Source organism: Pseudohalocynthiibacter sp. F2068 (assembly GCF_023015645.1).
GTDB classification, from domain to species: Bacteria; Pseudomonadota; Alphaproteobacteria; order Rhodobacterales; family Rhodobacteraceae; genus Pseudohalocynthiibacter; species Pseudohalocynthiibacter aestuariivivens.
The window spans coordinates 239,183-252,901 of record NZ_JALKAK010000002.1; the positions used below are offsets into that span (position 1 = coordinate 239,183).

General features: G+C 51.8%; 11 protein-coding genes. 8 read left to right on the forward strand and 3 right to left on the reverse strand.

The genetic code is table 11. The features are described 5' to 3' along the window. The first annotated feature begins 30 nt into the window (after positions 1–30). Together MWU63_RS03505 and MWU63_RS03510 are read left to right on the forward strand one after the other, a co-directional pair. A complete protein-coding gene (locus MWU63_RS03505; RefSeq protein WP_213887416.1) occupies positions 31–2,031 on the forward strand; it encodes an acetyl/propionyl/methylcrotonyl-CoA carboxylase subunit alpha in 2,001 nt (666 codons plus the stop codon). 5 nt (positions 2,032–2,036) lie between these two features. Then, complete coding sequence (locus MWU63_RS03510) at positions 2,037–3,599, forward strand: hypothetical protein (protein WP_213887417.1); 1,563 nt, start codon at positions 2,037–2,039, stop codon at positions 3,597–3,599. A 31-nt stretch (positions 3,600–3,630) separates the two neighbouring features. Here MWU63_RS03510 and MWU63_RS03515 read toward each other — a convergent pair whose 3' ends face one another. Next, positions 3,631–4,092 carry a DUF4174 domain-containing protein gene (locus MWU63_RS03515; RefSeq protein ID WP_213887418.1) on the reverse strand — a complete coding sequence of 154 codons (462 nt, stop codon included), beginning with the start codon at positions 4,090–4,092 and terminating at the stop codon, positions 3,631–3,633. A 292-nt stretch (positions 4,093–4,384) separates the two neighbouring features. On the opposite strand from MWU63_RS03515, the gene scpA reads away from it, so the two are divergent. The 6 genes from scpA to MWU63_RS03545 all read left to right on the forward strand — a co-directional run bounded on the left by scpA (position 4,385) and on the right by MWU63_RS03545 (position 9,891). Beyond that, positions 4,385–6,520 carry a methylmalonyl-CoA mutase gene (gene scpA, locus MWU63_RS03520; protein ID WP_213887419.1) on the forward strand — a complete coding sequence of 712 codons (2,136 nt, stop codon included), beginning with the start codon at positions 4,385–4,387 and terminating at the stop codon, positions 6,518–6,520. 129 nt (positions 6,521–6,649) lie between these two features. Then, positions 6,650–7,267 (forward strand): VOC family protein, encoded by a 618-nt coding sequence (locus tag MWU63_RS03525; RefSeq protein ID WP_213887420.1) that lies wholly within the window; start codon positions 6,650–6,652, stop codon positions 7,265–7,267. Beyond that, positions 7,267–7,752: a GNAT family N-acetyltransferase gene (locus MWU63_RS03530; RefSeq protein ID WP_213887766.1), complete on the forward strand. Its 486-nt coding sequence runs from the start codon at positions 7,267–7,269 to the stop codon at positions 7,750–7,752. Before MWU63_RS03525 ends, MWU63_RS03530 begins: the two co-directional genes overlap by 1 nt. Before the next feature lie 42 nt (positions 7,753–7,794). Next, the gene (locus tag MWU63_RS03535) at positions 7,795–8,475 is read left to right on the forward strand and encodes a molecular chaperone DjiA (RefSeq protein ID WP_213887421.1); all 681 of its coding nucleotides are present in this window, start codon (positions 7,795–7,797) and stop codon (positions 8,473–8,475) included. After that, positions 8,475–9,524 carry an endonuclease/exonuclease/phosphatase family protein gene (locus tag MWU63_RS03540; protein WP_213887422.1) on the forward strand — a complete coding sequence of 350 codons (1,050 nt, stop codon included), beginning with the start codon at positions 8,475–8,477 and terminating at the stop codon, positions 9,522–9,524. Before MWU63_RS03535 ends, MWU63_RS03540 begins: the two co-directional genes overlap by 1 nt. 37 nt (positions 9,525–9,561) lie before the next feature. After that, positions 9,562–9,891, forward strand: a complete 330-nt coding sequence (locus MWU63_RS03545) for a hypothetical protein (protein WP_213887423.1) — start codon at positions 9,562–9,564, stop codon at positions 9,889–9,891. Between the two features lie 43 nt (positions 9,892–9,934). Here MWU63_RS03545 and MWU63_RS03550 read toward each other — a convergent pair whose 3' ends face one another. Both MWU63_RS03550 and MWU63_RS03555 read right to left on the reverse strand, forming a co-directional pair. After that, the gene (locus MWU63_RS03550) at positions 9,935–11,479 is read right to left on the reverse strand and encodes a Ppx/GppA family phosphatase (RefSeq protein WP_213887424.1); all 1,545 of its coding nucleotides are present in this window, start codon (positions 11,477–11,479) and stop codon (positions 9,935–9,937) included. 51 nt (positions 11,480–11,530) lie between these two features. After that, positions 11,531–13,705: an RNA degradosome polyphosphate kinase gene (locus MWU63_RS03555; protein WP_213887425.1), complete on the reverse strand. Its 2,175-nt coding sequence runs from the start codon at positions 13,703–13,705 to the stop codon at positions 11,531–11,533. Positions 13,706–13,719 lie beyond the last annotated feature (14 nt).

Here is a 13,719-nt window from a genome sequence, read left to right on the forward strand (position 1 = left end):
CCCCACAGATATGAGGGAAAGGGACAGGATATGTTCAAGAAGATCCTGATTGCAAACCGCGGCGAGATCGCCTGTCGGGTCATCAAATCAGCCCGAAAAATGGGCATCAAAACGGTTGCGATTTATTCAGACGCTGACCGGCAGGCGCTACATGTGAAAATGGCTGATGAAGCTGTGCACATTGGTCCTTCGCCCGCCAACCAATCTTACATTGTGATCGACAAGGTTATGGACGCAGTTCGTCAGACGGGCGCTGAAGCGGTGCATCCGGGATATGGCTTTCTGAGTGAAAACTCAAAATTTGCCGAGGCCCTTTCTGCCGCAGGCGTTGCCTTTATAGGACCACCCGTTGGCGCGATCGAGGCGATGGGTGATAAAATCACAAGTAAAAAGCTGGCGCAGGAAGCAAACGTTTCCACCGTTCCCGGTTACATGGGGCTGATCGAAGATGCGGACGAAGCGGTAAAGATTTCGAACGAGGTCGGCTATCCTGTAATGCTCAAGGCCAGTGCTGGCGGCGGTGGTAAAGGCATGCGTATCGCCTGGAATGATGCAGAGGCACGTGAAGGGTTTCAGAGTTCTAAAAACGAAGCTGCAAACAGCTTTGGCGATGATCGGATTTTCATAGAAAAGTTTGTAACGCAGCCTCGGCATATCGAAATACAGGTACTGGCGGATAGCCACGGCAACACCATTTATCTAGGTGAGCGTGAATGTTCGATTCAGCGCCGCAACCAAAAAGTGGTTGAAGAGGCACCAAGCCCCTTCCTAGATGAAGCGACCCGTAAAGCGATGGGTGAGCAGGCCTGTGCGCTTGCAGCAGCAGTTGACTACGCCAGCGCTGGTACTGTTGAGTTTATCGTTGACGGAGACCGGAAGTTTTATTTCCTTGAAATGAATACCCGTTTGCAGGTCGAACACCCTGTTACCGAACTGATTACCGGTGTTGATCTGGTTGAACAGATGATCCGCGTTGCTGCGGGTGAAAAGCTGTCAATCACGCAGGACGATGTAAAGTTAAACGGCTGGGCTGTTGAAAGCCGACTTTATGCAGAAGATCCATATCGTGGGTTCCTGCCGTCAATTGGCCGTTTGTCACGCTACCGTCCACCTGCAGAGCTTGCGACTGAAGATCATGCTGTTCGTAATGATACCGGTGTCTTTGAAGGTGGCGAGATCAGCATGTTCTACGACCCGATGATAGCGAAACTCTGCACGTGGGCGCCAACCCGTGCAGATGCAATTGAAGGGATGCGCAATGCATTAGATGGTTTTGAGGTGGAAGGTATTGGTCATAACCTGCCGTTTCTGAGCGCGGTTATGGATCATCCAAAATTTATTTCCGGGGAAATGACGACAGCCTTTATCGAGGAGGAGTTTCCTGATGGTTTTAACGGGGTAACGCTTGATACTGATGCGTTGAAACGCATTGCGGCTTCTGCCGCTGCGATGCACAGGGTTGCGGAAATTCGCCGCACGCGTGTCTCTGGCCGGATGGACAACCACGAACGCAAAGTCGGAAGCGAATGGGTGGTAAGCCTTCAGGGTGAAAACTATCCAGTAACGATTGAAGCAGATCACCAAGGGTCTACTGTTCATTTTGATGACGGGCGTACCCATCGTGTTACCTCGGACTGGACCCCAGGTGACAGCCTTGCAGAGCTTAGCGTCGATGGCTCGCCGCTGGTTCTTAAGGCTGGCAAGATTTCCGGCGGGTTTCGTGTTCGCAGCAGAGGTGCTGACCTGAAAGTTCATGTGCGCACCCCGCGTCAGGCCGAACTGGCATCGCGGATGCTTGAAAAAACGCCGCCAGACACTTCAAAAATGTTGCTGTGTCCTATGCCCGGGCTGATCATCAACATTGCAGTTGAAGTGGGCGACGAGGTGCAGGAAGGTCAGACACTTTGCGCGGTTGAGGCGATGAAAATGGAGAATATTCTTCGCGCCGAAAAGAAATCTGTGGTGACAAAGATTAATGCAAGCGCGGGTGACAGCCTTGCTGTGGATGATGTGATCATGGAGTTTGAATAAGCAGGATGGAACAAACCTCGCAGGCATCTTACCGGATTCCAAGCCTTGCTATTTTGTCGGCGCTCGCAATTTTTGCGGCGCTGCAAGCTCTGGCTTATGTAATTGCCGGTGGTGTCTTCGAGTATCCGTTGGATGACGTCTATATCCACCTTGCGATGGCAGAACAGATCGGGGCAGGGGGATATGGTGTGAACGCAGGGGAATATAGCTCTGCTGCGTCGTCCCCTCTATATCCTTTGCTGCTCTTGCCCTTTGCTGGTGAGGAGGCGCAGCGATTTGTCCCGCTCATCGTGAATGCAGCTGGTCTAATACTGATGGCATGGCTTTGGGGGCTGATTTTGGTTCAGGCAGGGTATGATCAGGGTCGAAAGCGGTTTTACGGAATTGTGTTTGCGTGTCTCGGCCCACTTGCGCTCAATATGGCGGGGTTGGCTTTTGTAGGGATGGAGCACGCGTTTCATGCCGCAGCGAGTCTTGCGATAATTTACGGCCTGTTGCGCATGATTGACGAAGGGCACGTTGCCTGGTTTCTGATCGCAGGACTGTTTTTTGCACCTTTGTTTCGGCTGGAAGGTCTGGCTCTGAGCTTGGTGGCAACCGGTCTGATCTTTGCCGCTGGACACTACCGTACAGCTTTGACCGCGCTTTTTCTTGCTGTGGTGCCGCTCATCTGTTTTTCAATATTTCTGATGACCCTTGGGCTAAGCCCGTTACCCAATTCAGTTCTGACAAAGTTGGGGGGTAACAGTCTCGGCCATTTGGATTGGACAACACGGTTCTTTCACACAATTGCCAAGAACATGGCCACTGCCCCCGGTCGATTGTTGGCGTTTGAGGTTGTCGTTGCCTTCGGGTTTGTTTTGATCCCCGGCTTGCTGAAAAATCCACTGCACAGGGCATTTGCGCTTGCAATTGCGCTTGCGGGTTTGGCGCATCTCTGCTTTGGCCAAGTCGGTTGGCTGCACAGATATGAACCTTATGTGCTGATTGCGCTTATGGCCGGTTTGCTTGCGCTGATTCCGAGGGCGTCATCGGTTCTGTGTGCTGTACCTGTTGCCTTGGCTTTGATGATATCAGCAATGTTTTATGTTCCAAAGCTGTTGACTGATCTCGCGCCTAATCCGCGTGCGATTCATGCACAGCAACAGCAGATGTCGCGATTCGCTAAAGACTATTGGCAGGCCCCGGTCGCAGTAAACGATCTGGGCTGGGTTGCATGGCGCAATCCTAACTATGTCCTCGATCTCTGGGGACTAGCCTCTGACGAAGCACGGGAGCTTCGTTTGTCCGAAAATATTGCTCCGGGATGGGCAGGTGCCCTGACAGATCGCCACGGTGTTGAGCTTGCTATGGTCTACGAAAGTTGGCTGGAGGATGCGGTTGGCGAAGACTGGGTCAAATTGGGCATTCTGCATGCCTTCGTGGGTTTTGCGACGGTTGGTGGCTACGATATCACCTTCTATGCAACCACCCAGGATGCCGCCGAACGGCTTGTTCCGCTCCTTAAATCGTTCTCTGAAACCTTGCCAGAGCCGGTCCATTTCGAATTTGAGCCTGATGTCGGATGAAACAGGGCGCGATATACATAAGCAATGCCCCCTACTGGTTCTCTGATGAACCGGCGGCGCGCCTGTCGCGTATTTCTTGCTGGCGTTCCGGGGTCTTGTCGATCACCCGGGTGAGCTCTCGTACATGCCAGGGAAAGGGTTTGCGCAGCTTAACACCGCCATCCTTGTCGATCAGTACCAACATGAAACCACGCGGCCGAAGCGCAGTACGCCATTCGGACATCGCTGCCGGGTCAGTATCGACAATGACAACAATATCGCGGTCAACCAGTTCTGCCAGTTCGGCCTTAAGAAGCGCCAACTGGCGAATGAATCGCGGATCAGCGGACGAATCTGCAAATACGACCACAGGGCGCGCAACCCAGAGATACTGCGCCAAAGTAACTTCTGACGCTTGTGTCGGGCTGAATTCGGTTTCAGGTGGCGGTGGGGTGTCTGCAAATGCACCTGTCGCAACGAGTAACGCAATTAAACTAGCAAGGATGAATTTCATCTGGACTCCTGTCTTACGAGATATAAGCGCAATTTCAGTCGTTTCGAAGGGGCAAGTCGCTCTTTTTCAGGAAAAAAATCATGATGCACGTTTGGGCAAGTGTTTCACCGATACCCGCCACAACCTGACGGTGGAGGTTGCAAGGCTATTCTATACACTGAATTGCGTCACCGAGGTGCGCCGACAGTTTGCAAAAACACCTGATTCAAAAGCGAAAGCAGGAAGGTCAGGAGAGAATTTATCTGTGATGCGAGAAAGCACCCCGCAGCTGCATTGAAAAGAGGAAATTGTGATGACCAAAAAAAATGAATGGGCTGAGCTTGCCGCGAAAGAGTTGCGCGCAAGATCTGTTGATGACCTGACATGGCATACATTGGAAGGGATCGACGTTAAGCCGGTCTACACCGAAGAAGACCTCGCAAACGTAGACCACTTGGGAACTATTCCGGGTGCTGTTCCATTTACCCGCGGTGTAAAAGCAACGATGTATGCAGGTCGCCCCTGGACCATTCGTCAGTATGCCGGGTTTTCAACAGCCGAAGAGTCCAATGCATTTTACCGCCGTGGCCTCGCGGCAGGTCAACAGGGTGTTTCGGTCGCTTTTGATCTGGCGACACACCGTGGCTATGACAGTGATCATCCGCGCGTTGTCGGAGATGTCGGTAAAGCAGGTGTCGCGATTGATAGCGTTGAGGATATGAAAATCCTTTTTGACGGCATACCGCTCGACAAAGTTTCGGTTTCGATGACGATGAACGGGTCCGTGATCCCGATCCTTGCGAGTTTCATTGTGACAGGTGAAGAGCAGGGTGTAGACCGCGCACTTTTGTCTGGCACAATTCAGAACGATATCCTGAAAGAATTCATGGTGCGTAATACTTACGTTTATCCGCCGGAACCGTCGATGCGGATCATTGCGGATATTATCGAATACACCGCTGCAGAGATGCCGAAATTCAACTCGATCTCGATCTCGGGTTATCACATGCAGGAGGCGGGCGCGAACCTTGTGCAGGAACTGGCTTATACGCTGGCGGACGGTCGGGAATATGTACGTGCGGCGATAGAGCGGGGCATGGACGTTGACGCCTTTGCAGGTCGGCTCAGTTTTTTCTTCGCGATTGGAATGAATTTTTTCATGGAGGCGTCAAAGCTACGCGCTGCGCGATTGCTCTGGCATCGTGTGATGAGCGAGTTCAATCCGAAAAATGAACGCTCGATGATGTTGCGGACCCATTGTCAGACATCGGGTGTCAGTTTGCAGGCACAAGACCCATACAACAACGTTGTGCGTACGGCTTACGAGGCCATGGCAGCGGCGCTGGGCGGTACACAAAGTCTGCACACGAATGCACTGGACGAGGCGATTGCCCTGCCCACAGATTTTTCCGCAAGGATTGCCCGCAACACGCAGCTTATTTTGCAAGAAGAAACCGGCATCACCAATGTCGTCGACCCATTGGCTGGCAGCTACTATGTTGAAAGCCTGACAGCCGAATTGGTCGATAAAGCCTGGGCCTTGATGGACGAGGTTGAAGAAATGGGCGGCATGACAAAAGCTGTCAATACGGGCATGCCGAAGTTGCGGATCGAAGAAAGCGCAGCCCGTCGTCAGGCGATGATCGACCGGGGTGAAGAAGTGATCGTTGGTGTAAACAAGTACCGTCTGGCAGAGGAAGACCCGATAGATATTCTGGATATCGACAACAACGCAGTTCGGGAAAGCCAGATTGCCCGCTTGGAACAAATGCGCTTAACACGTGATCAAGCCGCTTGTGATGCCGCATTAGCAGAACTTACCCGCCGTGCCGCTGAAGGTGGCAATTTGCTTGATGGGGCCATTGACGCGGCGCGCGCCCGCGCCTCTGTAGGAGAAATCAGTATGGCTATGGAAAAAATTTTCGGTCGTCACCGGGCCGAAGTTAAGATGCTTTCAGGCGTCTATGGTGCCGCTTACGCAGGGGATGAAGGCTTTGCCGCAATCCAGAAATCCGTCGAGGATTTTGCCGAAGAAGAAGGCCGCCGTCCACGAATGTTGGTGGTCAAGATGGGGCAGGACGGTCATGACCGTGGCGCCAAGGTGATAGCCACAGCCTTTGCTGATATCGGCTTTGACGTCGATGTCGGCCCGCTGTTTCAAACTCCGGAAGAAGCCGCGCAGGATGCCGTTGACAATGACGTGCATATTGTTGGCATCAGTTCTCAGGCTGCAGGCCACAAGACGCTCGCCCCAAAACTGGTAGGAGCGCTGAAGGCGGCAGGTGCTGAAGAAATAATCGTTATCTGTGGCGGCGTCATTCCGCAGCAGGATTATGATTTTCTCTACAAGGCCGGTGTCAAAGCGATTTTCGGACCTGGCACAAATATTCCTGACGCAGCAGAAGATATTTTGCGTTTGATCCGCGAGGCAAAAGCAGAAGTTGCGTAAACATGCGAAAGCCAGAAGCAAAAGCCCACGCGAATTCACGTGGGCTTTTGCTTTTGCGAGCAGCATAGCCAGTTACGCTTGCAGCGCTTCGCAATCTGGCTAGTCTCACCCAAAAGAACGAGGGTGACTATGCTTATTTTAGACCATCTGGCTGTCGCGGCTGAGGATCTGGCGACCGGTGTCGCATATGTAGAAAGTGCGCTGGGCGTCAAGATGTCGGCGGGTGGTGAGCATCCGTTGATGGGGACGCACAACCGGTTGTTAGGTCTGGCTGACGGGCTTTATCTGGAAGTCATCACCATAAACCCTGCTGCACCAGAATCGCCACATCCAAGATGGTTCGATCTTGACAATTTCCGCGGGACACCGCGGCTAACAAATTGGGTTGTTCGTACAGATAACATTAACACTGCCGTAACACATTCACCCGAAGGTGTCGGCATACCTATGGCGTTGAACCGCGGTGATTTACGCTGGAAAATGGCGGTTCCTGAGAATGGCAAGCTACCTTTTGGCGGGGCATTCCCTGCATTAATTGAGTGGGAGGGTGATGCTCATCCAGCCGCTCGATTGCCGCAATCTGGATGTCGCTTGTGCAAGTTTGAGATTTTTCACCCGAAAGCTATTGAACTACGTGCTGTTATGGGCGGGTTGTTTGAAGATGACCGCGTTTCAATAGAAGAAGCTTCTAAAATCTCCTTTCGGGCAGAGTTTGAAACTCCAGACGGTGTACGGGTATTGAAATGATCATTCGGCCTGCAAAAAAAGCTGATGCTGCTGCCGTCGCGGATATCTGGAACCCAGCGATCCGCGATAGTCTGGCGACATTCAACTGCGTTGAAAAATCATTTCATGAAATTGAGAGGATGATTGAACAGAAGGATGCTGCTGGTCATGGTTTTTTTGTTGCGGAAGAAAACGAAAGTCAGCTTGGTTTTGCATACTATGGTCAGTTTCGCGGCGGTATTGGATACGCACATACAATGGAAAATACGATCTACCTTGCACCAGAGACCAAGGGGCGAGGGGTTGGTCGAAAGCTGATGAATGCTCTAGAGAACCATGCACAAGGCGCAGGCGCACATTCGATGTTTGCGGGTGTTTGCGCTGAAAATCTGGCGGGTCTCGCCTTTCACGAGGCGGTTGGGTACACAGAAGTTGCCCGACTAAATGAAGTTGGGCGGAAATTTAACCAATGGCTTGATTTAGTCTTGTTACAAAAACGGATCTAATCTTTCACTGACAGGTTTCAACTCCCGCTCTAAGGTGCGTGTATGTCTATTTGGTCTCGTATTGGAGATGCTCTTTCTGCTCTTGCTACAGGTGAAAGCCTGAGCGAAGTCTTTGACCGGCTTCGAACACCGCCTGAGAAATCCGTTGGTTTTACGATTGCAGTGATCGCGCTTGGCGCAAAAATGGCGAAGGCGGACGGTCGCGTGACCCGCGATGAGGTCACTGCGTTTCGTGAAGTGTTCAATATTGCGCCAGAAGACGAAGCAAACGCAGCACGCGTTTTTAACATGGCACGTCAGGACGTTGCAGGATTTGAGGAATATGCTGCCCGAATTGGCAAGATGTTTGGCACCGACGATCAAACATTGTGTTTTCTTCTGGAAGGCTTGTTTCATATCGCGATGGCGGATGGTGAGTATCATCCCAAGGAAGACGATTTTCTGCAGCGTGTGTCGGATATTCTGGGGATGAACGAATTGCAGTTTCGCAGTCTGCGCACGCGGTTCGTGCGAGATTCTGACCCGAATCCCTATGAGGTTTTGGGGGTCACGCCTGAAATGGCTCTGGAGGAAATACGCCGTGTCTGGCGACAGTTGGTGCGGGACACGCATCCCGACCATGTTATCGCACGAGGCGTGCCGAAGGAGGCCGTGAAATTGGCAGAAGGCCGTATGGTCGCCATAAATCGCGCCTGGGAAGAAATACAAGAGGTGCACCCCTAATGCGTATTGCGACCTACAACGTCGAATGGTTCAATTCATTGTTCGACAGACGTGGTCGTCTGATGGAAGACCAGAAATGGTCCGGCCGCCACAACGTCACACGACGCGATCAGCTTGAAGCATTGGCAATTGTTTTTATAGCGATGGATGTAGATGCCGTGATGGTGATCGAGGCGCCGGACAGCAGTAAAAGGCGAGACGGTGAAGTCGCGCTGGAGACATTCGCGGAACGTTTTGGGTTGCGTACCAATAAGGCGGTGATCGGATTTACCAATGACACGCAGCAGGAAATTGCGCTGCTCTATGATCCAAAAAAACTGAACGCGACGCATGACCCACTAGGTGCGCTCACGGGTAGCCCGGCAGGAGGGCCTTCTGCATCGGGAGACGTGACCGGGTCTCCGCGATTTGACGGTGAGTTCAAACTTGATTTGGATATTGATGCCGCGCCTGAGAAGGTATCTTTTTCCAAGCCCCCGCTGGAGTTAGCTGTCACAACGTCTGAGGGCGCGGCGCTCAGAATGATTGGGGTGCATGTCAAATCCAAAGCCCCACATGGCGCAAGAAACCCTGACGAGGTGATGCGCATTTCGATCGCCAACCGCCGTAAGCAGGCCGCGCAATGTATATGGCTGCGTGAACGGGTGGTTGAACACTTAAAGGCTGGTGAGAACCTGATGGTCCTTGGTGACTTTAACGACGGTCCTGGTCTGGACGAATACGAGAAACTGTTTGGTCGCTCAGGCGTGGAAATCGTGTTGGGTGAAGAGGGTGAGGATTGTCTCTTTGATCCCCATGCGCGTATGGTTTTGGGCCAGAGAGTTGGTGCAATGCCATCCACGTCACGGTTCTATCTACAAAACGAGGGGCGGTATCTGTCTGCGTTGCTGGACTATATTATGGTGTCCCCTGGTTTGCGGGCAAAATCGCCGGTTTGGCGAATCTGGCACCCGTTTGACGATCAGGTTTGTTATCAGACACCCGAACTGCGTGAAGCATTGTTAACTGCGTCAGATCATTTTCCGGTCACCATCGATATTGAGCTCTGAACTTTAAATTCAGCGAAACTTGGCCTATGTTAAGGACATGAAACATATTGCAGCCTTAGCGCTTGTCGCGTCAATTTCTGTAACTCCAGTCTATTCCCAGGACAACGATGTCGAGGAAGGGTTCAGCCTCATGGAGGAGGGTGCGAAGATTTTACTACGCAGTCTTTTGCAGGAAATGGAACCGGCGATAAAAGATTTGCACGGGTTCGCTCAGGAAATGGCCCCAGTGATGCGTGAATTGCAGGGGATGATCGGTGACTTTGGGCTTTATCATTTGCCAGAGATTTTACCCAACGGTGATATTATCATCCGAAGGAAAACACCTGAGGAAATTGCAGAACCGAAAGGCGATGATGTTGAAATTTAAAGAAAATTTAGGCTTTTGAGCCGCTTCTACCGAGGGCTTCCCCTTATCGGCTAACACGAACTTTCGTTTCAGATTCCAACGCCGATGCAAGAGAGTAAAACCGTGCTTCGGCGACCTCTCCAAATAGCGGTTGGGCTTTTGGTTTCAATATCAATTCTAACAACCGTTTCTTTGGGAAATACCGCAGCTCACCCATTTTCGTTGGTGCTTCCACAGAAAACATAGCGCCGAAACGCATGGCTTTCCCCAAGACTTCGGCATCTTTGATTTCCTTTTCATCCAAAAGGCCAAACAGGGGTTCAAACCGAGAATCTGCGCGACTATTTTTGTATCGGTGCAATAGAGAAAGCCCAAGGAAAACACGCTCGCGATGACGCAAACCGCCAAGATTGGCGCGCGTAGCGTTATCAAAACACACTTCCGCCCGATAATCCGGATGCGCCCGCCAAGTCACGTCATGCAAAAGGCAGGCGGCTTTTATCAGACGAATTCTGTCTGGCTTTGCAGATTTGAAAAGAGGAAGAATGAAACTGTAAAGCGCTTTGCCAAATCCGGGCATTCGCGCATCTTTTACCTCTGCAAATCGGCACGCTTCTATCAATGGATCGCGCCGGCGCAGCCTTTCTGGCATTTGTTCATAAAGCATACCTTCGCGAATTCCGTATGAAGACACGGCAATATCACGGGGTTTGTAGGTGCGGATCAGTTGTTTCAGCACTAACGAGGCTTCTGGGACAAGCGACATTCGGGCTTCGGAAGTTCCAGTACGAGACCGCAATTCATCAAGATCATTTTCCGCGATCCAATTCACAGTTGCCATAACGGATTTCGGCGTCATCCGATATTCGTGTAACACCGTAAGAGGATAACCTCGGCGCGCCATATCCAGCCGAGCGATCGCGCGCCACGAGCCACCCACAAGAAACAGCCTGCCATGATTTCCTGGCAGTTGTGAATGCAGGTTTTCTATTGTTGTGCGAATATGACTGATAAGCCCTTTTTTCCCGCCTTTGATGTCTTTGAGCTTGAGCGGACCAAGCGGCGACGTTAAGCGTTGGCCAACACGACCCTGTGCAACCTCTGCCAGTTCCATTGATGAGCCACCTATATCGCAGACAATGCCTTGGGCTGTTGGCCAGCCAAGCAAAACACCCTGCGCCGATAAACGCGCTTCTTCCTGGCCATTGATAACATATATCCGCAAGCCGGTTTCGCGTTCGACTTCATCGCAAAAATCGCGCCCATCGCTGGCTTCACGTACGGCGGCGGTCGCCACCGCTGTCAGAGGTGCAAGCGACATTCCCTTGGCCAAAAACTGAAAGCGTTTGATAGCCGCAAGCGCGCGTTTTCGTCCATCGGGGCTCAGCCTGCCGGTTTCAGACAAGCCAGCGCCCAGTGCGCACATGATCTTTTCATTGAAAAAGTAAGCAGGAGATCGGGCGGCACCGTCAAAAATGACAAGCCGGACAGAGTTTGATCCGATGTCTACAACCCCGACTCGAGAAAGTGCACGCGCGGAAGGATCATCAAACAATGGGCGGCCAAAAAAACCCCAGTCTTCATTTCCTGATTCAGCAGTTCCGTCCATCAAATCCAACCGATATTTCTACGGTATTGTGTCGCGCATCCTAGCGCCGGATCAATCATCAGAATGAGTCAGATGTGGTACATCTGACGCCCCGGCAGACCCGCGTCCTGACAGCGATGGGTTTTCCATGAAAAAGCGGTGGCAGTTGAACGGCCGGTCATCATCTGTGAATTCAGGGCGATTAAAGGTGCCATCGGACGCCATAACCCAGCTTTGTGCCTGATCTGCCAGATTTGCAGCCATAATTTGGCTTACGATTTGGGCTTTGACCGTAGGATTTGTGATTTCAACGAGGGTTTCAACCCGGCGATGCAGGTTGCGGCCCATCCAATCGGCGGATGAAATGTAAACCCGGGCTTTCTTGCATGGAAGCCCCTGACCATTGCCAAAACAGACGATACGAGAATGCTCGAGGAATCGCCCAACAATAGATTTAACGCGGATGTTTTCCGACAAACCTTTGATGCCGGGACGAAGTGCGCAAATCCCGCGGATGACAAGGCTGATCTTCACGCCTGCCTTGCTCGCGTCGTAGAGCGCGTCAATGACGTCAGAGTCGACCACAGAATTCATCTTTGCCCAGATCTCGGCAGGCTTACCATCTAGGGCAAAATCCGCCTCGGCCTTTATCATGTCCAGCAATGTGGATTTTAACGTCAGCGGAGAAATTGAAAGGTTTTCTAGCGTTTCAGGTTGTGCATACCCCGAAAGATAGTTGAAGACTTTGGTCGCATCGCGCCCGAGGGCGGGATCACAGGTGAAAAGCGATAAGTCAGTATAGATACGCGCCGTAATCGGATGGTAGTTGCCGGTGCCGTAGTGGGTGTAGGTCACAAGTTGGTCGTCCTCGCGCCGGACAACAGTGCTTATCTTTGCATGTGTTTTGTAGTTCAGAAAACCATAAACAACATGCGCGCCCGCCCGTTCCAGATGTCTGGACTGACGAATATTCGCGGCCTCGTCAAAGCGAGCCTTAAGCTCGACAAGAGCGGTAACCGACTTACCGTTTTCGGCCGCCTCACAAAGAGCTTCCACAATTGGTGACTTATGCGAGGTGCGATACAGTGTCTGCTTGATCGCCAATACGTTTGGATCACGCGCAGCTTGCTGTAGGAAACGGATCACCATATCAAATGTTTCGTAAGGATGGTGCAGCAGCATGTCTTTCTGACGAATTGCTGCGAACATATCGCCGTCATGGTCTTGCACGCGTTCTGGTACCCGTGACGTAAAACTGGGCCACAGCAGATCAGTTCGATGATCCAGAACCAGTTCGCTAAGATCGGCCAACCCGATCATACCTGTAATTTCAACAACTTCCTGTTCTGTTGCTGGCAACTGTTCCATGATCAGTGAACGGAGCGCTTTGGGTGCTCCTGCCGAAAGCTTCAGCCTTATAACCTGTCCTCGACGGCGGCGTTTCAATGCGACTTCAAACTCTCGCACCAGGTCTTCTGCTTCATCTTCGACTTCAAGATCGCTGTCGCGCAAAACACGAAATGCGCAGAAACCCTTGGTCTTGTAGCCCGGGAACAACTGTTCCAGATGCATAAGGAGCAACTCTTCCAAAGGTAAAAAACGTTCTTTTCCGTTAAGCGATGGCAAAGAAACAAAACGCTGAACTTGGTGCGGAACAGGTAACAAGGCCTGAAGTGGGCGTTTATCGGCTTTACGTTCCAATTGAAGGGCGAGCACGAAGCCAGTGCTTGGAATAAATGGAAACGGATGTGCCGGATCAATGGCGAGCGGAGAAAGAACCGGAAAGACCTGATTGAGAAAATGCTCTTCGAGATAGGGCTTATCCTCTTCCGCGATCGAAGATCGATCCAAAAGCAGGATGTCATTGCTCTCCATCTCACGTTGCAAATCGTCCCACGTGTTTTGCTGACTTGTCATCAGTGAACGCGCTTCGGTATTGATAAGATCAAGCTGTTCGGTCGGGGTCAGCCCATCAGCAGCGGGTGTTGTGTTCCCTGCGAGCGCCAGTTCGCGCAGGCCAGCAACTCGAACAGTATAAAATTCGTCAAGGTTCGTCGCGGATATCGATAGAAAACGAAGCCGCTCCAGCAAGGGTACACGCGGGTTACATGCTTCTTCAAGCACGCGCCAGTTAAACGAAAGCCAACTGAGCTCGCGGTTGAAAAACCGCTTGGGGCCCTCAATGTCGGCCTCTGGTAGTTCTATGGGCGCAGGAAAAGGCGCCTTCAGGAAATCGGTTTCAATCATAAGACAGTTTATCT

Coding starts and splice junctions, on each gene's coding strand:
- MWU63_RS03505 (WP_213887416.1), top strand. CDS start 31: ATGTTCAAGAAGATCCTGATTGCAAACCGCGGCGAGATCGCCTGTCGG.
- MWU63_RS03510 (WP_213887417.1), top strand. CDS start 2,037: ATGGAACAAACCTCGCAGGCATCTTACCGGATTCCAAGCCTTGCTATT.
- MWU63_RS03515 (WP_213887418.1), bottom strand. CDS start 4,092: ATGAAATTCATCCTTGCTAGTTTAATTGCGTTACTCGTTGCGACAGGT.
- scpA (WP_213887419.1), top strand. CDS start 4,385: ATGACCAAAAAAAATGAATGGGCTGAGCTTGCCGCGAAAGAGTTGCGC.
- MWU63_RS03525 (WP_213887420.1), top strand. CDS start 6,650: ATGCTTATTTTAGACCATCTGGCTGTCGCGGCTGAGGATCTGGCGACC.
- MWU63_RS03535 (WP_213887421.1), top strand. CDS start 7,795: ATGTCTATTTGGTCTCGTATTGGAGATGCTCTTTCTGCTCTTGCTACA.
- MWU63_RS03540 (WP_213887422.1), top strand. CDS start 8,475: ATGCGTATTGCGACCTACAACGTCGAATGGTTCAATTCATTGTTCGAC.
- MWU63_RS03545 (WP_213887423.1), top strand. CDS start 9,562: ATGAAACATATTGCAGCCTTAGCGCTTGTCGCGTCAATTTCTGTAACT.
- MWU63_RS03550 (WP_213887424.1), bottom strand. CDS start 11,479: ATGGACGGAACTGCTGAATCAGGAAATGAAGACTGGGGTTTTTTTGGC.
- MWU63_RS03555 (WP_213887425.1), bottom strand. CDS start 13,705: ATGATTGAAACCGATTTCCTGAAGGCGCCTTTTCCTGCGCCCATAGAA.